The sequence below is a fragment of the Xylophilus sp. GW821-FHT01B05 genome (assembly GCA_038961845.1).
GTDB lineage: Bacteria > Pseudomonadota > Gammaproteobacteria > Burkholderiales > Burkholderiaceae_C > Xylophilus.
This window is the reverse complement of the sequence record CP152408.1, coordinates 2753817-2775133: the sequence shown is the minus strand read 5'-3', so window position 1 is coordinate 2775133 and position 21317 is coordinate 2753817. Positions and strand designations below refer to the sequence as shown.

At 65.3% G+C, this 21317-nt stretch carries 21 protein-coding genes and 3 pseudogenes; 23 read left to right on the top strand and 1 reads right to left on the bottom strand.

Annotation, left to right across the window (positions count from 1 at the left end; genetic code table 11):
- The first annotated feature begins 8 nt into the window (after nt 1–8).
- The 7 genes and pseudogenes from AAFF27_12885 (at nt 9) to AAFF27_12855 (ending at nt 4575) form a co-directional block, all read left to right on the top strand.
- A complete protein-coding gene (locus tag AAFF27_12885) occupies nt 9–782 on the top strand; it encodes an SDR family oxidoreductase (protein ID XAH26025.1) in 774 nt (257 codons plus the stop codon).
- Nucleotides 783–795: 13 nt separating this feature from the next.
- A complete protein-coding gene (locus AAFF27_12880) occupies nt 796–1107 on the top strand; it encodes a putative quinol monooxygenase (GenBank protein ID XAH26024.1) in 312 nt (103 codons plus the stop codon).
- A 35-nt stretch (nt 1108–1142) separates the two neighbouring features.
- Nucleotides 1143–1910 carry an SDR family NAD(P)-dependent oxidoreductase gene (locus AAFF27_12875; GenBank protein ID XAH26023.1) on the top strand — a complete coding sequence of 256 codons (768 nt, stop codon included), beginning with the start codon at nt 1143–1145 and terminating at the stop codon, nt 1908–1910.
- Nucleotides 1911–1948: 38 nt separating this feature from the next.
- On the top strand, nt 1949–3031 hold the full coding sequence (locus AAFF27_12870) for an FAD-dependent monooxygenase (protein ID XAH26022.1): 1083 nt from the start codon (nt 1949–1951) through the stop codon (nt 3029–3031).
- Nucleotides 3032–3291: 260 nt separating this feature from the next.
- Nucleotides 3292–3888 (top strand): annotated as a pseudogene (locus AAFF27_12865) (LysR family transcriptional regulator).
- 160 nt (nt 3889–4048) lie between these two features.
- Nucleotides 4049–4315: pseudogene (locus AAFF27_12860) on the top strand (LysR family transcriptional regulator).
- Nucleotides 4312–4575 (top strand): EexN family lipoprotein, encoded by a 264-nt coding sequence (locus AAFF27_12855; GenBank protein XAH26021.1) that lies wholly within the window; start codon nt 4312–4314, stop codon nt 4573–4575. Before AAFF27_12860 ends, AAFF27_12855 begins: the two are co-directional and overlap by 4 nt.
- A 30-nt stretch (nt 4576–4605) precedes the next feature.
- Here AAFF27_12855 and AAFF27_12850 read toward each other — a convergent pair whose 3' ends face one another.
- Complete coding sequence (locus tag AAFF27_12850) at nt 4606–5526, bottom strand: LysR family transcriptional regulator (GenBank protein ID XAH26020.1); 921 nt, start codon at nt 5524–5526, stop codon at nt 4606–4608.
- A 109-nt stretch (nt 5527–5635) separates the two neighbouring features.
- Between AAFF27_12850 and AAFF27_12845 the strand changes: the two genes are divergently transcribed.
- From AAFF27_12845 to trbG, 16 genes and pseudogenes are all read left to right on the top strand, one after another.
- Entirely contained in the window at nt 5636–6910 is a 1275-nt protein-coding gene (locus AAFF27_12845; GenBank protein ID XAH26019.1) for an MFS transporter, read from the top strand.
- Between the two features lie 24 nt (nt 6911–6934).
- Nucleotides 6935–8052 (top strand): annotated as a pseudogene (locus AAFF27_12840) (NADH:flavin oxidoreductase/NADH oxidase).
- A gap of 33 nt (nt 8053–8085) precedes the next feature.
- The gene (locus AAFF27_12835) at nt 8086–9060 is read left to right on the top strand and encodes a TIGR03571 family LLM class oxidoreductase (protein XAH26230.1); all 975 of its coding nucleotides are present in this window, start codon (nt 8086–8088) and stop codon (nt 9058–9060) included.
- A 15-nt stretch (nt 9061–9075) separates the two neighbouring features.
- Nucleotides 9076–10020 (top strand): LysR family transcriptional regulator, encoded by a 945-nt coding sequence (locus AAFF27_12830; protein XAH26018.1) that lies wholly within the window; start codon nt 9076–9078, stop codon nt 10018–10020.
- Nucleotides 10017–10280, top strand: a complete 264-nt coding sequence (locus AAFF27_12825) for an EexN family lipoprotein (GenBank protein XAH26017.1) — start codon at nt 10017–10019, stop codon at nt 10278–10280. The genes AAFF27_12830 and AAFF27_12825 overlap by 4 nt, the downstream gene beginning before the upstream one ends.
- A gap of 234 nt (nt 10281–10514) precedes the next feature.
- Nucleotides 10515–12512: a conjugal transfer protein TraG gene (locus AAFF27_12820; GenBank protein ID XAH26016.1), complete on the top strand. Its 1998-nt coding sequence runs from the start codon at nt 10515–10517 to the stop codon at nt 12510–12512.
- Nucleotides 12509–12973, top strand: coding sequence for a CopG family transcriptional regulator (locus AAFF27_12815; protein ID XAH26015.1), 465 nt, complete (start codon nt 12509–12511; stop codon nt 12971–12973). The genes AAFF27_12820 and AAFF27_12815 overlap by 4 nt, the downstream gene beginning before the upstream one ends.
- Nucleotides 12970–14016 (top strand): P-type conjugative transfer ATPase TrbB, encoded by a 1047-nt coding sequence (trbB, locus tag AAFF27_12810; protein ID XAH26014.1) that lies wholly within the window; start codon nt 12970–12972, stop codon nt 14014–14016. Before AAFF27_12815 ends, trbB begins: the two co-directional genes overlap by 4 nt.
- The gene (locus AAFF27_12805) at nt 14013–14396 is read left to right on the top strand and encodes a TrbC/VirB2 family protein (GenBank protein XAH26013.1); all 384 of its coding nucleotides are present in this window, start codon (nt 14013–14015) and stop codon (nt 14394–14396) included. Before trbB ends, AAFF27_12805 begins: the two co-directional genes overlap by 4 nt.
- Nucleotides 14393–14665 (top strand): VirB3 family type IV secretion system protein, encoded by a 273-nt coding sequence (locus AAFF27_12800; protein ID XAH26012.1) that lies wholly within the window; start codon nt 14393–14395, stop codon nt 14663–14665. Before AAFF27_12805 ends, AAFF27_12800 begins: the two co-directional genes overlap by 4 nt.
- Nucleotides 14666–14677: 12 nt before the next feature.
- On the top strand, nt 14678–17128 hold the full coding sequence (gene trbE / locus AAFF27_12795) for a conjugal transfer protein TrbE (protein XAH26011.1): 2451 nt from the start codon (nt 14678–14680) through the stop codon (nt 17126–17128).
- Nucleotides 17125–17862, top strand: a complete 738-nt coding sequence (gene trbJ / locus AAFF27_12790) for a P-type conjugative transfer protein TrbJ (protein XAH26010.1) — start codon at nt 17125–17127, stop codon at nt 17860–17862. Before trbE ends, trbJ begins: the two co-directional genes overlap by 4 nt.
- Nucleotides 17863–17874: 12 nt before the next feature.
- Entirely contained in the window at nt 17875–18207 is a 333-nt protein-coding gene (locus tag AAFF27_12785; GenBank protein ID XAH26009.1) for a hypothetical protein, read from the top strand.
- Nucleotides 18204–19598: a P-type conjugative transfer protein TrbL gene (trbL, locus tag AAFF27_12780; protein XAH26008.1), complete on the top strand. Its 1395-nt coding sequence runs from the start codon at nt 18204–18206 to the stop codon at nt 19596–19598. The genes AAFF27_12785 and trbL overlap by 4 nt, the downstream gene beginning before the upstream one ends.
- A gap of 24 nt (nt 19599–19622) precedes the next feature.
- On the top strand, nt 19623–20327 hold the full coding sequence (gene trbF, locus AAFF27_12775) for a conjugal transfer protein TrbF (GenBank protein ID XAH26007.1): 705 nt from the start codon (nt 19623–19625) through the stop codon (nt 20325–20327).
- Entirely contained in the window at nt 20324–21316 is a 993-nt protein-coding gene (gene trbG / locus AAFF27_12770; protein ID XAH26006.1) for a P-type conjugative transfer protein TrbG, read from the top strand. Before trbF ends, trbG begins: the two co-directional genes overlap by 4 nt.
- Nucleotide 21317: the final 1 nt, after the last annotated feature.

Below are 21317 nucleotides of genomic sequence, written 5' to 3'. Positions count from 1 at the left end.
GGACTGAGATGACTGCACAAACACTTCAAGGGCGCATTGCGCTCGTCACCGGAGGCACCACTGGCATCGGCTTTGGCTCGGCCAAGAGCCTGATCGAGCACGGCGCGACCGTCTACATCACGGGTCGCCGGCAAGAGGTTCTCGACGCGGCCGTCGCCAAGCTTGGCAAGGGCGCCCACGGCGTCAAGGCGGATGCCAGCGTCAAGGCCGACATGCAGCGTGTGGCGGACACCATCAAGGCAGTGCACGGCAAGCTCGACATCCTGTTCGCCAACGCTGGCGGCGGCCATGCCACCCCGCTCGAAGAACTGACCGAGGAACAGATCGACAGCGAGCTGTCCATCAACATCAAGGGCGTCGTGCTGACGATGCAGACGATGCTCGGCGTACTGCGGGACGGGGCATCGGTGGTGCTCAACGCGTCCATCACGGCGGACATGGGCTTGTCGGGCTTCGCGGTCTATGCCGCGACCAAGGCGGCAGTGCGCTCACTCGCTCGCAGCTGGACGACGGACCTCAAGCACCGCGACATCCGCGTGAACACCATCAGTCCCGGCGTGGTGCCGACCGAGGGCTACGGCAAGGAGCAGAAGCTGACCGACCAGCAGGTGGCGGACTATGTGGAGCGCGTCTCGGCCGAAATCCCCGCTGGCCGTGTCGGTTCCACCCAAGACATTGGCGATGCCCTGGTGTTCCTGGCCTCCGATGCCAGCGCGTACATCCGCGGCATCGACCTGGTGGTGGACGGCGGCATGACCCGCGTCTATGCCGGCAAGAACTGAAGGAAAAAGCACCATGAATGCAAACCGATTGGATGAAGTCCACATCGTGTGTGAGCTGCGCTGTGAGACGGCAGACCGCGAACGGGTGCGCGAACTCGCGCTCCAGTTTGTCGAGCCTGCCAGGGCCGAAGCGGGCTGTCTCTATTACAACCTTCATCAAAAGCAGGGCGAGCCCAATACCTTCTTCATCATCGACGGCTGGGCCAACCAAGCGGCGGTCGATGCCCACGCCAGCAACGCCCACGTGGCTAGCGTGATGAAAGAGCTGGGGCCGCTGCTGACCTTCGGGCCTTCACTCACTTTCACTTCCCGGGTGAGCGACTGAGGAGCCCGGCCATCCTCCCGTAGAAAGGCACCCCCATGAGCCGCGTTTTCATCACCGGATCGTCCGAAGGCTTGGGCCGCGCAGCGGCGCAGGAACTCATCGCCGACGGCCATGAAGTCATCGTGCATGCTCGCTCCAATGAGCGAGCCCGCTCACTGCGGGGAAGCCTGGTGGGTGTGGCGGCCGTTGTGGTGGGTGACCTTGCCAGTGCGGCCGAAACCCGCGCCCTCGCCGCCCAGGTCAACGCCATCGGCCGGATGGACGCCGTTATCCACAACGCCGGTATCTACATGGAAACGAGCCGTGGCAATACGCCCGAGGGCCATGCAACGGTGCTCGCCGTAAACACGTTGGCGGCGTACCTGCTCACCGCCTTGATGGAGCGACCGGCCCGGTTGGTGTACCTCAGCAGCGGCATGCATCGCGACGGGGAAGGTTCGCTGCGCGACATCGACTGGATCGAACGTCGCTGGCAGACCACCAGAGCCTACTGCGAGACCAAGCTCCATGTCGCCGCGCTTGCGGCAGCGCTCGAACACCGATGGCCCGAGGTACTGAGTAACGCTGTCGACCCGGGTTGGGTTCCCACACGCATGGGCGGCGCCGGTGCACCTGACGATCTGCAGATGGGTCACCAGACGCAGACGTGGCTGGCCACCAGCAGCGATGCGGCTGCGCTTGTCAGCGGTGGCTACTGGCATCACAAGAAAAGGCAGAAGCCGGCCGGTGAAGTGTCGGATCGCACCTTTCAGAATCAGTTGTTGGCCCGGCTCGCCCAACTCACAGGGGTGTCGTTGCCGTGAGTGAACGAACATCTCTCCGCACAGCGCCGGACCCGACCATGCCAGGCACTGCAGTCATCGTCGGAGCTTCGCTATCCGGCCTCATGACGGCGCTCGCGCTTTCGCGCGCAGGACTGACGGTCTCCGTCTTGGAAAGGTCGGGCGACACGGGGCGTACCGGCGCGGCCATCCACGTTGAGGAGAAGCTGCTGCAGCGCATCGTCGGCCCTCGACTCACGGCGCTCGGGCAAGAGATTCCGGCCGGCGTGCAAACTTGGGTCACCGTCCACGCCGGACTGCGCGAGGCAGCGGACGCCGATCCGAACATCCGCCTCTACGCCCACACCGACGTGGTATCCGTGGATCAGGACGACGACAGCGCATGGGCGATGACCCGCGCCGGTGACCGCTTTCGCGCTGACATCGTCATCGGTGCCGATGGCCATCGCAGCGTGGTGCGCAAGCGCGTCTGCCCGCAAAGCCCAGATGCCCGCTTCGCCGGCTACCTGATCTGGCTGGGCGTGGCGCAGGAGAGCACGCTGCCGTCCAACGTTCGCTGGCCAACCGATGTCGCTTACCTGGACAGCGGCGATTTCATCCTGCTGGGCTACCCGCTGCCAAGCGCGGATGGATCGCTCAAGAAAGGTTCACGCCAGTTGGGCTGGGCCTGGTACGACGCCAACAGAAACGGACTACTCGAAGAGAGCGGGTGTGTCGCCGATGACGTGGTCCAACACACGCTGCGTGCTAGGGATGTGCCCGAGGCGGTCTACCAAGACCTCGCAGATCAGGCCCGCAAGCACTGGCCGACGCCGTGGCGCGACGCCATCCTAGACTGCATTAGCCGCCGCGCCGTCATCGGCACGCCCGTTGCGGAATACCTCCCGGACCGCCTCGCGCGCGGGCGCATTGCACTCGTCGGAGACGCAGCACACGTGCCGACGCCCATGACCGGAAAGGGCTTCGGCGCCTCCCTGCTGGATGCCTTGGCGCTCGCCGACGCGGCGAGTGACGGGGTGCGGGGCAGCGCGGGCCAAGAGGCGCTGCGCCGTTATGAGCAACAGCGCCTGCAGTCTGCGCGCAGCTTGGTTGAGGGCGGGCAGCGGTTCAGCCACTCGTTTGCTCCGTATGTCGGCGCATGAAGCATGAAAGAACGAACTCTCGTCAATGCGTCAGTAGCCACCTGTGCGACTGTGGGCCCGCCGAACCTGCGGTCGCTCGCGCTGAAGGCCGGAGAACCTTCGTGCCTCCTCACGAGGCATTTCACGCCGGATGGTGCTGGGGGCTCGTGGCCAAACCCCCTGCATGCACAGGGGCATCGCGCGTTTGCTTCTCCTCCAAAGTCGAAACAAGCACTCGAACAAGCGGCCGGTAAGCAAAAGTACATCGTGGAGGAAATGTCATGGAACTCCGCCAGCTTCGTTGTTTCTTGGCAGTCGCCGAAGAACTTCACTTCGCTCGTGCTGCCGAGCGACTGCATATCGACCAGTCGCCGTTGTCCCGCTCTATCAAGGAACTGGAGGAAGAACTTGGTGCACGCCTTTTCGTTCGCACTACTCGCAGCACGCAACTGACCCGTGCGGGGCGGTTGTTCCTGGAGCACGTTCCGCGTGTCTTTACCGCACTGGAGCAGGCCCGCGATAGCGTCAAGTCCGCCACCAATGGCTTTCACGGTCAGTTGCGCATCGCCTCGTCCGACGGCACTACGCCGCCACGCCTGCCCGCCTTGCTGGCGCTGTGCCGGCAGGAAGAGCCAGAAATCGAAATCCGCTTCTTCGAGGTGCCGCTGGCGCAACAGATCAAGGGCCTGTACGACGTGGGCTTTGCCCGCGCGCCATCTCTTGCTGGCCCAAAACGCATTCCGCTGGAAGAACTGCTGCGCGACCCGCTAGTGCTGTGCGATCCGCAGGCATGCGAAGGGCATGCATGGCAGGTTGAACGTGTGCTGCGCCACCTGGACATGGAACCGCTGGTGACCGAGCGAGTGTCATCCTGCGACCGATTCTGTTGAAAAACTCGGTGCACCGCTTCTGGAGTACTTCCGCACGGGGCGCTTATCCCTGAACAATGTCGCGATCATTGATTCTGGAGCGATCTACGAGGTCGAAATTTGAGGACCACTTTGCCGAATTCCCAACGAGGAGTTTTTCAACAGAATCAACCTGATGATGGCGTTGGTCTCCGCAGGCTTTGCCCTGGGCCTGACCGGCGCCGCGCATATCGCGGCCAGCTAGGAACAGGGCCTCGTCGCGCGGCCGCTGGTTGGCCGTTCATCCATGCTCACGACCTATCTGCTGCGCTTGGACAGTGAACCTTCGGAAACGCTGGCCCGTTTCATCGAGCGGGTACAGGCCATCGAATCCCCCAAAGGCGCCAGGCCAGCGTCAGGCTATTTCTCTGCCCCCTTGGAGGAACCCAAGCCATGAAGAGGGCGATCCCGCTCTTGCTGGCCGTGGTGCTGACCGCCTGCGGCCAATCCGAAACGCCTGAGAAGACCGACATACCGACCGTGGAGGAACTGGCCTCTAATCCCGCGCGTCTCAAAGAACTGCGCCAACAGTGCAAGACCGATCGCGCCACGCTGGGCGACGTGCTGTGCAACCGTGTGGCCGAGGCTACGCGCAAACGGTTCTATGACGATGGCAATACTCCCTACACGCCGCCGGAGAATCCGCCCAAGTTCTGACCGTGGGCGGATGGCCATCCTACTGATGGTTCAAGCCAAGTCCTGCGCGACCCGTTCGGCCAGAAAATCGAGCAGCACCCTGACCCTTGCCGGCACATGGCGGCCGGGGCCGACGAACACCGCATGGATGTCTTCCACGGCGCCGCAGTCGTGGCTTTCCAGCAAGGGCACCAGCCGGCCGGCGGCAAGATCAGCTCCGACGTGGTAACGCGCCAGCCGGGCCACAGCGACCCCTGCCAGTGCCATCTGGCGCATGCTCTCGCCATCGCCCAGGCGCAGGTCGCCCGACGGTGCGATGGCGATGTGCGCGCCATCACCGTCGATGAAGGGCCAGGCATCCACATGCCGGGCGTAGTTGAAGCCCAGGCGCCGGTGCTGGTGCAGGTCTTCGGGCCGTTCGGGAGTGCCGGCGCGCCGCAGATAGTCCGGCGAGGCGACCACCACCAGACCGCTGGCGCCGAGCCGGCGCTGGGTAAGACGCGAATCGGGCAGCGGCCCGGTGCGGATCGCCACGTCGCTGCGATCGTCCAGCAGATCGACCACGATGTCGCTCAGCGTCACGTCCAGTTGAACGTCCGGGAAGCGTTCCAGAAATTCCGACAGGCGCGGCAGCAAGTAATGGACGCCGAAGGCCACATGGCTGTTGATCCGCACGCGCCCGCGCGGCGATCCCACCTGTGCGGCCTCGTGCTCGGCGCAGTCGATGTCGATGTCGTCGAGGATGCGCAGGCAGCGTTCATGGAAGGCGCTGCCTTCGGGCGTGAGTTGCAGCTTGCGTGTGGTGCGATGCAGCAGCTTTGTCCCCAGGCGCGTTTCCAGCCGATTGATGAGCTTGCTGACGGCCGAAGCCGTCATACCCAACGGCTCGGCGGCCGCAGTGAAGCCTTCGGCGGCGACTACCGCAATGAACACTTCCATCTCGAAGGCGCGATTGATGTTCTGCCGAGACATTCAATGAATCCATTTCAATGGTGAATTGAACTAAAGCATCTATTTCATCATGGCTGATCCCTCTACGCTTCGGAAGCATCGATCCAATTCATCTATTCCGGAGTGTTTGATGGCCGTTTCCACCCAGCGCGGCACCTTGCCCGCCTTGCTGTCCATGATGGTCGGTGGCTTCGCCATCGGCACCACCGAATACGCAAGCGTCGGCGTGCTGCCGCAGATCGCCGACGATTTCGGCGTCAACCTGGCGCGGGCCGGTCTGGTCGTTAGCGGCTATGCGCTGGGCGTCAGCTTCGGATCGCCGATCCTCGCGGCCCTGACGGGAAACCTGTCGCGCAAGACGCTGATGCTGGCGGTAATGGCCTTGTTCGTCCTGGCCAATGCGGCTGCGGCGTTGAGCGCGGGCTATGAATTCCTCATCGTCGCGCGCATCGTCTCCGCCTTGCCGCATGGCATCTTCTTCGGTGTCGGCGCAGCGATCGCCGCGAGCTTCGTGACGGAAGACCGACGGGCCTCGGCGGTGGCGATCGTGTTCGGCGGTCTGACGATCGCGGTTGCCGCTGGTGTGCCGATTGCGACCGTCATCGGCCAGCGCCTGGGCTGGCCGATGGCCTACTGGTTTGTCGCGGCCATCGGTCTGATGTCGCTGCTGGCGATGGCGGCCACCTTGCCCCGGAAGATCGACATCGCGCCAGCCGGCAGCCTCATTGAGCAGGTCAAGGTGCTGGGCAGCGGACGCCTGCTGATCGCGTTCGGCATGAATTTCTGCGCCTGGGGCGGCACCTTCGTCGCCTTCGCCTATCTGCCCAGCATTCTGGCGGACATCACCGGCTTCGGCCCGAACGGCGTGGCGTGGATGCTGGCGCTCTACGGCGTGTCAGTGATCGTCGGCAATTTCCTTGGCGGGCGCGTCTCCGACAAGAAGGTTGTGCCGGCGCTGGCGCTGATGCTCGGCGCGCAGGCGGTGGTGCTGCTGATCTTCACCTTCACCGCGTCGTCAATGCTCGGCTCGATCCTGACGCTCGGCGTGCTCGGTGCACTCATGTTCTGCAATGTGCCTGGTCTTGCACTGTACGTCGTACAGCTCGCCCAGCGCCATCGGCCTGGCAACGTGGACATCGCTTCCACCATCAATGTGTCGGCCGCCAACGCCGGCATCGCGCTTGGCGCCTTCATCGGCGGGCTGGTGGCGGATTCCCGCCTGGGTTTGGGTGCGACGCCGTGGGTCGGCGCCCTCATGGTCGGCGTGGGCCTTCTGCTAACCCTATGGAGCGGATGGCTCGACAAGAGGGCGGCATCGTCGGGCTCCGTGTTCTCGGACAGCACCCAGGGACATGGAGCAAGGAAAGATCATGAAGACGTTGCCACCGCAGTAACGACTGACTGACGGCGCAACAAGTCGAGGAACGTCATGCCTGCACTGTTTACCCCATTCAAGTTGAAGGATGTCACCCTGCGCAACCGCATCGCGGTGCCGCCGATGTGCCAATACAGCGCCATCGACGGCATCACGAATGACTGGCATCAGGTGCACTACCCGTCGACCGCGCGAGGTGGGGCCGGTCTGGTTATCGTCGAGGCCACAGCGGTTTCGCCCGAGGGCCGCATCACTCCCGGATGCGCCGGCCTATGGAGCGACATCCAGGCCGAAGGCATGGCGCGCATTGCCAAATCCATCAAGGCTGCTGGCGCTGTGCCGGGCATCCAGATCGGCCATGCCGGACGCAAGGCCAGCGCCAACCGACCGTGGGAAGGTGATGACCACATCCCCGACGATAGTCCCCTCGCTTGGCAGCCCATCGCGCGCTCTGCGATCGCATTCGGTGGAGGTCTGCCCCGCGTACCCAAGGCCATGACGCGGGATGACATTGTCCGGGTCAAAGCTGACTTCGCCGCAGCCGCACGCCGCGCGCGCGATGCTGGCTTCGAGTGGCTGGAACTGCACTTCGCCCACGGCTACCTGGCGCAGAGCTTCTTCTCGGCCCACTCCAATCAGCGCACCGATCCGTATGGCGGTAGCTTCGACAACCGTTCCCGCTTCCTGTTGGAGACGCTTGCTGCGGTGCGTGAGGTGTGGCCGGAACGCCTGCCGCTAACCTCGCGCATGGGCGTCATCGAGTACGACGGCAAGGACGAGGACACCCTTGCCGAGTCCATCGAGTTGGTAAAGCACATGCGCGAAGGCGGGCTGGATCTGCTTAACGTCAGCATGGGTTTCAGCACCTTGGATGCGAAGGTGCCGTGGGGCACGCAAGCGTTCCTCGCGCCCATCGCCGAGCGCGTGTGCCGTGAAGCCGGGCTGCCGGTGGCTTCGGGCTGGTGCATCGACGACCCGCACACTGCCGAGCGCGTGGTCGCCGACAAGCTGATGGAGCTGGTGATGATCGGCCGCGCCTATCTGGCCGACCCGCACTACCCGTACCAGATCGCACTGGCGCTGGACAAGAACAAGCCGGCTGGCGTGCTGCCAGCCCATACGCCTACTGGCTGTCGCGCTTCAAGGGGCCAGGCACGGCCTCGGCGCAGTGACTAGATGCAATGGATGACCGGGAGCATGCAATGATGATGTCACCGATTCGACGATTGACCGAAGGTGGACTCTCCATCGGAGTGGAACTGCCGTTGGACAATGATTGGTCGTCTGCGGGTCAAAGAAGCCGCCAAGAAGACGGGCGCCCGTTCGGTGTTCCTGACATGGGGCGTCATGGCGAACTGGCGCGCTTGGCAGATCGCTTGGGATTTCGCGTGCTTTGGCTGCGCGACGTGCCGGTTTACGATCCTGGATTCGGCGATGCCGCCCAAGTGTTCGAGGTCTTCTCCTATCTCGGCTATCTGGCCGGCGTAACCGACCGCATTCTGCTCGGCACCGCTGCGGTGGTGTTGCCGATCCGCGAACCCATCCTGACCTTGAAGGCCGCAGCCAGCATCGAACGACTCAGCCGGGGTCGGCTGCTGCTGGGTGTTGCGAGCGGCGATCGTCCAGTCGAATATCCGTTGTTTGGTCGCGATTTCGAGCTGCGCGGAGAGTCGTTTCGCGAGCAGGTGGAAATGCTAAGCCAATGGCGCCGCGCCACCTGGCCCGACGGTATCGAGGTTCTGCCGCGCCCATCCGCTGAATTGCCGCTACTGGTGGCTGGGCTGGCGCAGCAGCAGCCGCAATGGATCGGCACACACATGGACGGCTGTCTAGCTTATCCGCGTATGCCCGAAGAACATGCCGAACGGGTAGCAATGTGGCGCCAAGTAGCCGGTGACAAGCCCTACGTCAGCTTTATCCACCTGGACTTGGCAGAACATCCCGATACGCCGATGCGGCGGCATCGCTTTGGTGGACGTGTTGGCCGCAACGGCTTGATTGCCGAACTGGAATCCATGCGCGAGGCCGGCGTCCAGCACATTGGCCTGCAATTTCGCCGCAACGAACGGCCGCTGGATGAAACCCTGCACGAACTGTCCGAGTTCGTCATTCCCCGATTTCATTCGCCTGCTGCCGCCGAAGCCGTCTCAATTGGCGCGCACGAGCGGATGGAAAAGTGATAGGGAGCGCCAAGCGTGGAGATCAGGCATTTTCGCTGCTTCCTCGCCGTGGCCGAAGAACTCCACTTCGCCCGCGCGGCCGAGCGACTGCACATCGAGCAGTCGCCGCTGTCGCGCGCCATCAAGGAACTGGAAGAAGAACTGGGCGTGGTGCTGTTCGCCCGCACCACACGCAGCACACGCCTGACTCGTGCGGGCGCCCTCTTTCTGGAGCATGTGCCGCGCGTGTTCTCTGCCTTGCAGCAGGCCCGCGACAGCGTGAAGGCCGCCGCCAACGGCTTCCACGGCCAGCTGCGCATCGCCTTGTCCGACGGCATCACGCCGTCGCGTCTGCCGGCCTTGCTGGCGCTGTGCCGGCAAGAAGAACCCGAAGTCGAAATCCGCCTGACCGAAGTGCCGCTGTCGCAGCAGATCAAGGGACTGCACGATGACCTATACGACGTGGGCTTTGCCCGCGCCGATGAAGCCGGCGATGGCATCGTGGCCTCGCCCGTCTGGAGCGATCCACTGATGGTAGCCGTGCCGGCGCGGCATCCCTTGCTGGCCCACAAGCGCATCCCGCTCGAAGAACTGTTGCGCTATCCGCTGGTGCTGTGCGACCCGGTGGCGTGCGAGGGCCATGCCCGGCAGGTTGATCGTGTGCTGCGCCGTGTGGATATGGAACCGCTGGTGGCCGAGCGGGTGGCGTCCTGCGATTTGATGATGGCGCTGGTCTCCGCAGGTTTTGCCCTGGGCCTGACCGGCGCCGCGCATATCGCGGCTAGCCAGGAACGGGGCGTGGTCGCGCGGTCGCTGATTGGCCGTTCGCCGATGCTCACGACCTATCTGCTGCGTCTGGATGGCGAACCTTCGGAAACACTGGCCCGCTTCATCGAGCGTGTGCAAGCCATCGAGTCCCCCGAAGTTACCAGACCAGCGCCAGACCATTTCCCTGATCCCCCGGAGGAACCTAAGCCATGAAGAAGGCGATCCCGCTCTTGCTGGCCGTGGTGCTGACCGCCTGCGGACAATCCGAAACACCCGACAAGACAGACATACCGACTGTGGAGCAACTGGTCGCCGATCCTGTGCGTCTGAAAGAACTGCGCCAACAGTGCAAGACCGATCATGCCAGGCTGGGCGATGTGTTGTGCAATCGCGTGGCCGAGGCCACGCGATTGCGGTTCTACGGCGACGGCAAGACCCCATACACACCGCCGAAGGAAGCTCCCAAGTTCTGATCGCTGGCGATTCATAAAAATATCCCGCTCTCTCGCCATACACGCCGCAATGCGCCTTCGCTTGCGGCGTTTTTCTTTGACTCGACGCTGCGCGAATTCTTCCTTTTTTCTAGACCTTTCTCCCGATAACGGTCTTTGACCGGCACCGACCCGGCACTGATCCTCGCGCTATGCGGCACGTCCTTGTGCCACGTGTGAACGAGGAATCAGCGCAGGGAAATCGGAGGCCAGTCAATGCAAGCTCAGGGCGTGTTTTTCGGGCAGATCGCTGCCGTCTTTGGCATCGTGATCGCCGGCGTATGGAGTGCAACGCAATGGACGGCCGCCGCTCTGGCCTACCAACTACGCCTTGGCTCGCCCTGGTTCGACTTCTTCGGCACGCCGGTCTATCACCCCTGGCGGCTCTTTGAATGGTGGTTCGTCTTCGATGGCTACGCGCCACACGTCTTCGACGTGGGTGGGGCCATCGCCGGCGGCAGCGGCCTGGTGGCCGTGGTGGTTGCCATCGCCATGTCGGTGTGGCGTTCGCGGCAATCGCGCCTTGTCACCACCTACGGTTCCGCGCGCTGGGCGGATACGGACGATGTTCGCAAGGCCGGTCTGACGCAGCCGGCCGGCGTCTTCCTCGGCCGGTATCGCAATGAGTACCTTCGCCACGAAGGGCCGGAACACGTCCTGACCTTCGCGCCCACGCGCTCGGGCAAGGGTGTGGGCCTGGTGGTGCCAACGCTGCTGTCCTGGCCCGCGTCCGCCGTCATCCACGACATCAAGGGCGAAAACTGGCAGATCACCGCCGGCTGGCGCTCGCGCTTCTCGCATTGCCTGCTGTTCAACCCCACCGATGCGAAGTCAGCGGCCTACAACCCGCTGCTGGAAGTGCGGCGCGGCGCGCATGAAGTGCGCGACGTGCAGAACATCGCGGACATCCTGGTCGATCCCGAAGGCGCGCTGGAGAAGCGCAATCACTGGGAGAAGACCAGCCATGCGCTGCTGGTCGGCGCGATTCTTCATGTGCTCTACGCCGGCGAAGACAAGACCTTGCGCGGCGTCGCCAATTTTCTGTCCGACCCGGCCAGCCCGTTCGAGCTGACCTTGCACCGGATGATGACGACGAAGCACCTGGGCGATGCGCCGCATCCCGTGGTCGCTTCGGCCGCGCGAGAAGTGCTCAACAAGAGCGACAACGAGCGTTCGGGCGTGCTGTCCACGGCGATGAGCTTCCTTGGCCTATACCGCGACCCCACGGTGGCCGAAGTCACGTCGCGCTGCGATTGGCGCATCGCCGACCTGATTGCTTCCGAGCATCCGGTGTCGCTGTACCTGGTGGTGCCGCCCTCGGACATTAGCCGCACCAAGCCTCTCATTCGACTGATCCTCAACCAGATCGGGCGGCGACTCACGGAATCGCTCGACGGCTCCGATGGCATCGAACGCCGCCACAAGCTGCTGTTGATGCTTGATGAGTTCCCGGCGCTGGGTCGGCTCGACTTCTTCGAGACCGCGCTCGCCTTTATGGCGGGCTACGGCATCCGCAGTTTCCTCATCGCGCAGTCGCTCAACCAGATCGACAAGGCGTATGGGCAGAACCATTCCATCCTCGACAACTGCCATGTCCGCGTGACGTTCGCTACCAACGACGAACGCACCGCCAAACGTATTTCGGAAACGCTCGGCACCGCGACCGAGCTGCGCGCGCAGCGCAACTATGCCGGGCACCGATTGGCCCCGTGGCTGGGGCACCTGATGGTGTCGCGACAGGAAACGGCCCGGCCACTGCTGACGCCAGGCGAAGTGATGCAGCTTCCGCCCGACGAGGCGGTGGTGATGGTGTCCAGCCTGGCGCCGATCAAGGCGCACAAGCTGCGCTACTACACGGACGCCAACTTCAAGCAACGTATGTTGCCGCCGCCCGTGCTTGCAGCCGGGTGCTACGCCGATGCGCCGCCATTGCGACCCGATGACTGGAGCGGCTTGGCGATTCCGGCTGTGCCGACCGCAGCGGCCACGGCATCCGCCGATGACCTCGACGGCACCGACGACGGCGGCCCGCGCCGGCGGCCGGAGCTATCCGAGGTCGCCGAATACAGCGCCGAACCGCAGCCCGCAGGTAACGACCTGGCGCTGCTCGATGACGACGACTTTCCGCTGCCGCTTCCCGGCCAGCTCGACCCGGCCATGCAGCGCACGGCCCGGCTGGCTTCCCTCGACCCCAACGATGGAATCGACCTATGAGCCAATACCGCCTCAATCTGTTCATCCAGCACGAGCACGCCAAGCGCCTGGACGAACTCGCCGCCAAGAAAGGCGTGTCCAAGTCGTCCATCGTTGCAGCGGCGCTGGCGTCCTGGCTATCGCCCGATGCCGGTGACCAGCGCGAGGCGGCCATCGCCAAGCGGCTGGATCGGCTGTCGCGCCAGGCCGAGCGCCTGGAGCGCGACCAGAACATCCAGATCGAAACGCTGGCGCTATTTGTCCGCTACTTCCTGACCGTCAGCACGCCGATTCCCGAAGCACATCAGGAAGCGGTCCGCGCCCAGGGCAAGGCGCGTTTCGAGCAGTTCATCGAACAACTCGGGCGCCATCTTCTGCGCGGTCGGAGTCTGGTGCGCGACGTAGTGGAAGAACTGCACCCGGACACCGCGCGCATGGATGACGCGGCGGCGCTGGCTGAAGCGCGGGAGCGTGCTTCATGAGCGCCGTGCCGCAGATACCGTCCGAGCCGCGTTCGTCTGCCGCAACTTCACAGGATCGCCGCATCCAGATGTTGCGCACGGCAATGGGGCCGCTGATCGCCGCCGCGCTCGAAGACCCCGACGTGGTGGAAATCATGCTCAACCCCGACCGCACCCTATGGGTGGATCGGCTGTCGTCAGGTCGCGCACCGCTGGGCGTGGAACTGCCCGAGGCCGATGGCGAACGCATCATTCGTCTTGTCGCGGCCCACGTCGGCGCGGAAGTGCATCGCGGCCAGCCGCTCTTGACCGCCGAGCTGCCCGAAACGGGCGAACGCTTCGAGGGCATCTTGCCGCCGGCAGCACCCGGCCCGGCCTTCGCGCTGCGCAAGCGGGCCATCAGCATCATCGGCCTGGATCGCTATGTGGCCGACGGCATCCTGACTGCCGGCCAAGCCGAGTTCCTGCGCCGCGCCGTGCGTGAGCGGCAGAACATCCTGATCGCCGGCGGCACCAGCACCGGCAAGACCACGCTGGCGAACGCGCTGCTGGCCGAGATCGCCGCCACCGGCGACCGCGTGCTGGTGCTCGAAGACACCATCGAGCTGCAATGCGCCGCCCGCGACCATGTGCCGCTGCGCACGCGCGCAGGCGTGGTGTCGATGCAGGAACTGGTGCGCGCCACGATGCGCTTGCGCCCCGATCGCGTGATCGTTGGTGAGGTGCGCGGCGGCGAGGCGCTTGATCTCATCAAGGTGTGGGGCACCGGCCACCCCGGTGGCATCGCCACGATTCACGCCGGTTCCACCTTGGGCGCGCTGCTGCGCCTGGAGCAGCTAATTCTTGAAGTGGCAGTGAATCCGCCGCGCGCGTTGATCGCTGAGGCCATCAACGTTGTCATCCACATCGCCGGGCGTGGCCGCAAGCGCCACGTCGAAAGCATCGCCCGCGTCGTCGGATTCGACGGCGTGGGCTATCGCATGGCGGATGCGCTGGAAACGCCGTTTCCCGAGCTACCGCCAGTTTCCTCCCCGTCCCCTGAACCCTCTGGAGAACTGCCATGACGCAGATGCACATTCATGCTTTCCGCATTTCCGTAAATCCGGCTTCGGCCTTCGCACGCCTGCGGCGCCTGGCCGCGCCGGCGCACCATGGCCTGCTGCTGGCCGCCGTCATGTTGATGACGGCCGGCACCGCGCAGGCCGCCGGTTCCTCGATGCCGTGGGAAGGCCCGCTGACCTCTATTCTCGAATCCATCCAGGGGCCGGTGGCGCGCATCGTCGCGGTCATCATCATCATTTCCACCGGCCTGGCGCTGGCCTTCGGCGATACCAGCGGCGGCTTCCGCAAGCTGATCCAGATCGTCTTCGGTCTGTCCATCGCGTTCGCCGCGTCCTCGTTCTTCCTGTCGTTCTTCTCGTTCTCTGGTGGGGCGATCGTATGAGCGCCCCGGATGCCTTCACCGCGGGCTTCGAGGTGCCGCTGCATCGCTCACTCACCGAGCCGATCCTGATGGGCGGTGCGCCGCGCACCGTGGCGATTGCCAACGGCACGCTGGCCGCCGCCGTCGGGCTGGGCCTGCAACTGTGGATTCCCGGTGTGGTGCTCTGGATCGTCGGCCATTCGCTGGCGGTCTGGGGTGCGCGCGTCGATCCGCAGTTCATGCAGGTCTTCGCTCGGCACATCAAGCACAAACCGCTTTTGGACGTGTAGGGGGACGCCGCCATGCTGAACCTTGCCGAATACCGCCAGCGCCCGGCCTTGCTCGCCGACTGGCTTCCGTGGGCCGGGCTGATCGCGCCGGGCGTCGTCTTGAACAAGGACGGCTCTTTCCAGCGCACGGCGCGCTTTCGCGGGCCTGATCTGGACAGCGCGACACAGGGCGAGCTGATCGCCACGTCGGCACGCCTCAACAACGCGCTGCGCCGCCTGGGCTCGGGCTGGGCGCTGTTCATCGAAGCCGAGCGCCGACCGGCGGCGGATTACCCGCACGCCGACTTCCCCGAACCGCTGTCCTGGCTCGTGGACGAGGAACGCCGCGCCGCCTTCGAGGAATCGGGGCATCACTTCGAGAGCGGCTATCACCTGACACTGGCTTACCTGCCGCCCGAGGAATCGCGCGCCCGCGCGGCCAAGCTGCTCTACGAGAACGCGCCCGGCGATGGCGTGGACTGGCGCGGTCGGCTCGATGCGTTCGTGGCGGAAACCGATCGTGTCTTCGACTTGCTCGATGGCGTAATGCCGGAAATCACCTGGCTCGATGACGCCGAGACGCTGACCTACCTGCACGCCACGGTGTCCACGCGGCGCTATCCGGTGGCCGTGCCGGAGGTGCCGTTCCACATCGACGCGCTACTGGCCGACTCCGCTCTGGTCGGCGGTCTAGCGCCGACGCTGGGTGACCAGCACCTGCGCGTGGTGTCGGTGCGAGGCTTTCCGACCTCGACCTGGCCGGGCCTGCTAGACGACCTCAACCGCCTGGGTTTTGCCTACCGCTGGAGTACGCGCTTTCTCTGCCTGGACAAAGCCGAAGCGGAAAAGGAACTCGGCCGCCTGCGCCGCCAATGGTTCGCCAAGCGCAAGAACGTCATCGCGCTGCTGCGCGAGACGATCTTTCAGCAGGAATCGCCCCTGGTGGATACCGACGCCAGCAACAAGGCGGGCGACGCGGATGCCGCGATGCAGGAGCTGGGTGGCGATCAGGTGGCCTTCGGTCACTTCACTGCAACGGTGACGGTGCTCGATGCCGATCCAGCCGCGGCCGACGAAAAGCTGCGCATGGTGGAGCGCGTCATCCAAGGACGCGGGTTCGTCACCATCCCCGAAACGCTGAACGCCGTGGATGCGTGGTTGTCGTCCATCCCCGGCAACGCTTACGCCAACGTGCGCCAGCCCATCGTTTCGACGCTGAACCTGGCGCACATGATGCCGCTGTCCGCCGTATGGGCGGGGCCGGAGAAGAACGACCACCTCGATGGCCCGCCGCTGATCGTCACCCGCACCGATGGCGCCACGCCGTTCCGGCTGGTGACGCACATCGGCGACGTGGGGCACATGCTGGTCGCCGGCCCGACTGGCATGGGCAAGTCGGTGTTGCTTGCCATTCTGGTGCAGCAATTCCGCCGCTATCGCGGCTCGCGCGTGTTCGCCTTCGATATGGGCCGCTCGATGCGCGCCACCATCCTGGGCCTGGGCGGCGAGCACTACGACTTGGGTGCCGATGGCGGCATTGCCTTCCAGCCGCTCGCGCGTATCGACCGGGAAAGCTATCGCTCCTGGGCGGGGGAATGGGTGGAAGGCCGCCTGCTGCATGAGAGCGTGACGGTCGGCCCGGACGAGAAGGCGGTCATCTGGTCGGCGCTGGGCAGCCTCGCCGGTGCGCCGGTGGAGCAACGCACGCTCACCGGGCTGTCCGTACTGCTGCAATCGAACGCGCTGCGGCAGGCACTCGCGCCCTATGTGCTCGGCGGCGCGCACGGCAAGCTGCTGGACGCGGACACCGATCGTCTCGGCTTCGGTGACGTGCAGGGCTTCGAGATGGAAGAACTGATGCACAGCCCCGCCGCCGTGCAAGCGGTGCTGCGCTACCTGTTCGCCCGCTTCGATGAGCGTTTCGACGGTGCGCCCACGCTGCTGATTCTCGATGAGGCATGGCTGTTCCTCGATGAGCCGTCTTTCGCCGCCCGCATCCGGCAATGGCTCAAGACGCTGCGCAAGAAAAACGTGTCGGTGATCTTCGCCACGCAGTCGCTCGCCGACATCAAGGATTCGAGCATCGCGCCCGCGATCATCGAGAGCTGCCCGAGTCGAATCTTTCTCCCCAATCCGCAGGCAACCGAGCCGCAGATTCGCACGATCTACGAGGGCTTCGGCCTCAACAGCCGGCAGGTCGAAATCGTCGCCACCGCGCAGCCCAAGCGCGACTACTACTACCAATCGCGCCTCGGCAATCGCCTGTTCGACCTCGACCTAGGGCCGGCAGCGCTCGCCTTCGCGGGCGCATCCACACCGCAAGACCAACGCGACATTGACCGCGTACTGACGCAGGCCGGCGCTCCCGGCTTCGCCGGCGCGTGGCTGCGCCATCGCGGCCTCGACTGGGCTGCCGACCTGCTGCCGTCCTCACCGGCGGCGGCTTCTTTCCTCGCTTCTCAACCGCTGGAGGTTTCGCCATGAAGATCCGTGCTCTCTCCGTATCCCTAGCCGCCGTGCTGTCGGTGACGCTGCTGACCGCGCAGCCCGCATCGGCCCTCACGTTCATCGACCCCGCCAACCTTGTGCAGAACACGCTGACGGCAATCCGCACGATGGAGCAGATCAACAACCAGATCAATCAACTGCAAAACGAGGCGCAGATGTTGATAAACCAGGCCCGCAATCTGGCGAGCCTCGATTTCAACATCGTTAACCGCCTGCGCTCCACGCTCGCCACCACCGAACGCCTGATCGCCGAGGCGCAGGGACTGGCCTACGACGTGCAGAGCATGGATGCCACGTTTGCGCGTCTGTACCCGGAGCAGTACGCCGCGACCATCAGCGGCGACCGCATGGCGCAGGACGCCCGCGAACGCTGGAAGAACACCCTCGACGGCCTGCATACCGCGATGCGGATGCAGGCGCAGGTGTCGCAGAACCTGGCCCAAGACGAAAGCGCGCTGGCCGACCTCGTGAGCCAGAGCCAATCGGCCACCGGCGCCTTGCAGGCGCAGCAGGCGACCAACCAGCTTCTTGCCTTGCAGGCCAAGCAGTCCATCCAGTCCCAGCAGCTCCAGATCACGCAAGACCGCGCCGCCTCGCTGGAACTGGCGCGGCAGGCGGCGGCCACCGAGCGCGCCCGCGAAGTGCGGCGGCGCTTCCTGGGCAGCGGCACGCCGTACACGCCGCAGTCCGTCAACTTCTACAACAACTGACGGGAGACGGCCATGCGATGCGCTCCCGTCTTGTCGGTTTCGCTGCTGGCCCTGCTGCTGACCGCGTACGGCCAGCAGTCGGCCGAGAACCTGGCCGACGCTTTGACCACAGATCCCGTGCGGCTCAAGGCGTTGCGTGCGCAGTGCGCGGACGACCGGCAGGCCGTGGGCGAAGACGACTGCCGCGCCGCCGCCGAAGCGTTCCGGCGGCGCTTCTTCTCCGGCCGGGCCGGGCCGGACGAATACCGGACGCTGGCCGAGCTGCCGCCGATTCCGGCGAGCTTCGATGAACCCGACGACCGCGACGAGACGGCGGCTTTGCCTGCCTTGGAGGACGCGCCATGAACGACGTGACCATCATCGATCGCTTCCTCGATACGTTCTCGCGCTACATCGACTCCGGGTTCGGCTTGCTGCAAGGCGAAGTGGCGTTCCTGACGGCCACGCTGATCGTCATCGACATGACCATCGCCGGCTTGTATTGGGCCATGAGCCACGCCACCGGCCAGGGCGAGGACGTGATCGCCAAGCTGCTGCGCAAGGTGCTCTACGTCGGTGCCTTCGCCTACATCATCGACAACTTCAACTGGCTGGCCGGCATCGTGTTCCGCTCGTTCGCCGGGCTGGGCCTGACGGCCACCGGCTCGACCATGACGATGGAGAACTTCCTGCAACCGGGGCGGCTGGCCAAGACCGGCATCGACGCCGGGGCGCCGATCCTCGACCAGATCGGCGACATGGCCGGCTTCCCCGAAGTCTTCGTGAACATCGACCCCATCGTGGTGATGTTCCTCGCCTGGCTCACCGTCATCCTGTGTTTCTTCGTGCTGGCGATCCAGCTTTTCATCACGCTGATCGAGTTCAAGTTGACGACGCTGGCCGGCTTCGTGCTGGTGCCGTTCGCGCTTTGGAACAAGACCTCGTTTCTCGCCGAAAAGGTGCTCGGCAATGTGGTGTCGTCGGGCATCAAGGTCTTGGTGCTGGCCGTCATCGTCGGCATCGGCTCGGGCCTGTTCGCAGAGTTCCAGGTTCATCCCGACGAACCCTCCATCGACCACGCCCTTGTCGTGATGCTGGCCTCGCTCGCGCTGCTGGCGCTGGGCATCTATGGGCCGGGCATCGCCACCGGCCTCGTGTCCGGTGCGCCGCAGCTCGGCGCTGGCGCGATGGCGGGTGCCGCTGTCGGTGCCGCCGGCACGGCCGTTGCCATCGGTGCCGCCGCGACCGGGGTCGGTGGCGCCGTAGCGGCCGGCGCACGCATGGCGCCTGCGGCCGCCAAGCTGGCCGGCGCCGGTGCGCGGGCCGCCACCTCGGCGGCCGGTAGCGCACGCTCGGCGTTCCAGGCCGGTTCCGCCGCTGCGGGCGGCGGCGCCAAGGGCGCGATGGCCGGCTTGGGCAATGTCGCCAAGACCGGCGCGCAGTCTGCCGGGCGCAGCGCCGCATCCGGGGCGTCCGGCGCGGCGCAGAAGATGACCAGCTCTTTCCGTGCTGGCTGGAACGGCACAGAGGCCGGTGGCGGCGCTGCGCCCGGTGCGGCTGGCGCCGGTCAGGCGGCCGCTGGCGAAGCCACAGACAGCGCCGCCAGCTCGCAGAAGCAAGAGCAGCCCGCATGGGCCAAGCGGATGCACCGCCGCCAGCAGATCACTCATGCCGCGACCACTGCCGCACACACGTTGCGCGGTGGCGATGGCGGCGGCTCCGGGCAAGGCCCGAGCCTGCGCGGCTCCGACGACTAAAGCGATTCACAAGGAGAACTGACCATGCGATTCAAACGACCGCAGGTGCGCTATGCCGATACGCCGCAGCCTGCCACTCCGTATCAAGCCGCCGCGCAGGTGTGGGACGAGCGTATCGGCTCGGCCCGCGTGCAGGCGAAGAACTGGCGGCTGATGGCCTTCGGCTGCCTCACGCTCGCGCTGCTGATGGCCGGCGGTTTGGTGTGGCGCTCGGCGCAGTCCATCGTGACGCCCTACGTCATCGAAGTCGATCAATCCGGCCAAGTGCGTACCGTGGGCGAGGCCGCCACGCCGTATCGGCCCGCCGATGCGCAGATTGCGCATCACCTGGCGCGCTTCGTGACGCTGGTGCGCTCCCTGTCCATCGACCCCATCGTTGTGCGGCAGAACTGGCTCGATGCCTATGACTACACCACCGACAAGGGCGCGGCCGTGCTCAACGACTACGCGAGCAAGAACGATCCGTTCGCCCGCGTCGGCCGCGAGTCGGTGACGGTGCAGATCACCAGCGTCACACGCGCGAGCTATGCCTCGTTCAACGTCCGCTGGACGGAACAGCGGTTCGTCAATGGCGCACCCGCTGGCACCGAACGCTGGAACGCCGTGCTTTCAACCGTCCTGCAAACCCCGCGTACAGAACAGCGCCTGCGCAAGAACCCGCTGGGTATCTACGTCAACGGCCTGTCGTGGAGCCGCGAACTGGATTCTTCCGAAGGAGCCAAGCCATGAACCTGCCTTTCCGCTTTTACGCTTTCGTGCTGATGTTCGCGGCCCTGTCGGGATGCGCCTCGCAGGGCAAGCCGCCGCCGTCCATTTCGCTCGATGAGCCGGTGCAGGCGCAGCCGTTGCCCGAGCCGTCCAAGCCGGTTGAAGTCGTCGCCGTGCCCGAGCCGCTGGCGCTGCCGGCGCAGTTGAAGCCGCTGCCGGAGGTGGACGAGGCCACGCCCGCGCCGGAGCCGGCCGACGAGAAGGTGCGGGTGTCGCGCGCCAATGCCGAGGCCCGCATCGCGCCGACCCGCGAGGGCTACGTCAATGCGATCCAAGTGTGGCCGTACAGCGACGGCGCGTTGTATCAAGTCTATGCCGCACCGGGGCGCGTCACCGTGGTCTCGCTCCAGCCCGGCGAGGAACTTGTCACCGTCGCCGCTGGCGATACCGTGCGCTGGATCGTGGGCGACACGTCCAGCGGCAGCGGCGAGGCGCTGCGCGTCAACGTGCTGGTCAAGCCCACTCGCTCGGGCCTGAAAACCAATCTGGTCATCACCACCAGCCGGCGGACGTACCTGCTGGAACTGACCTCGACGGAAAAGGCATGGATGGCGTCGGTTTCATGGGACTACCCCAAAGACCGGATGCTGGCTTTGCAGCGCCAGTCGCAGGCCGCACAGACAGCCGCGCCGGTCGATACCGGCTTGGCGTTGGAGAAGATCCGCTTCCGCTACGCGATCAGCGGCAGCAACCCGCCGTGGAAGCCGCAACGGGCCTTCGATGATGGAGAAAAGGTCTATATCCAGTTCCCGCCGGGTATCGCCCAAGGCGAACTGCCGCCGCTGTTCGTCATCGGCACGCAGGGTGACGGCCAGCTCGTCAATTACCGTTTCCGCTCGCCGTACTACATCGTGGATCGCCTCCTTGGCGCGGCCGAACTGCGCCTGGGCGGCGATGGTGGTGACGTGGTGCGGATCGAGCGCACTGACGGCGTGGCGCGGAGGAACTGAC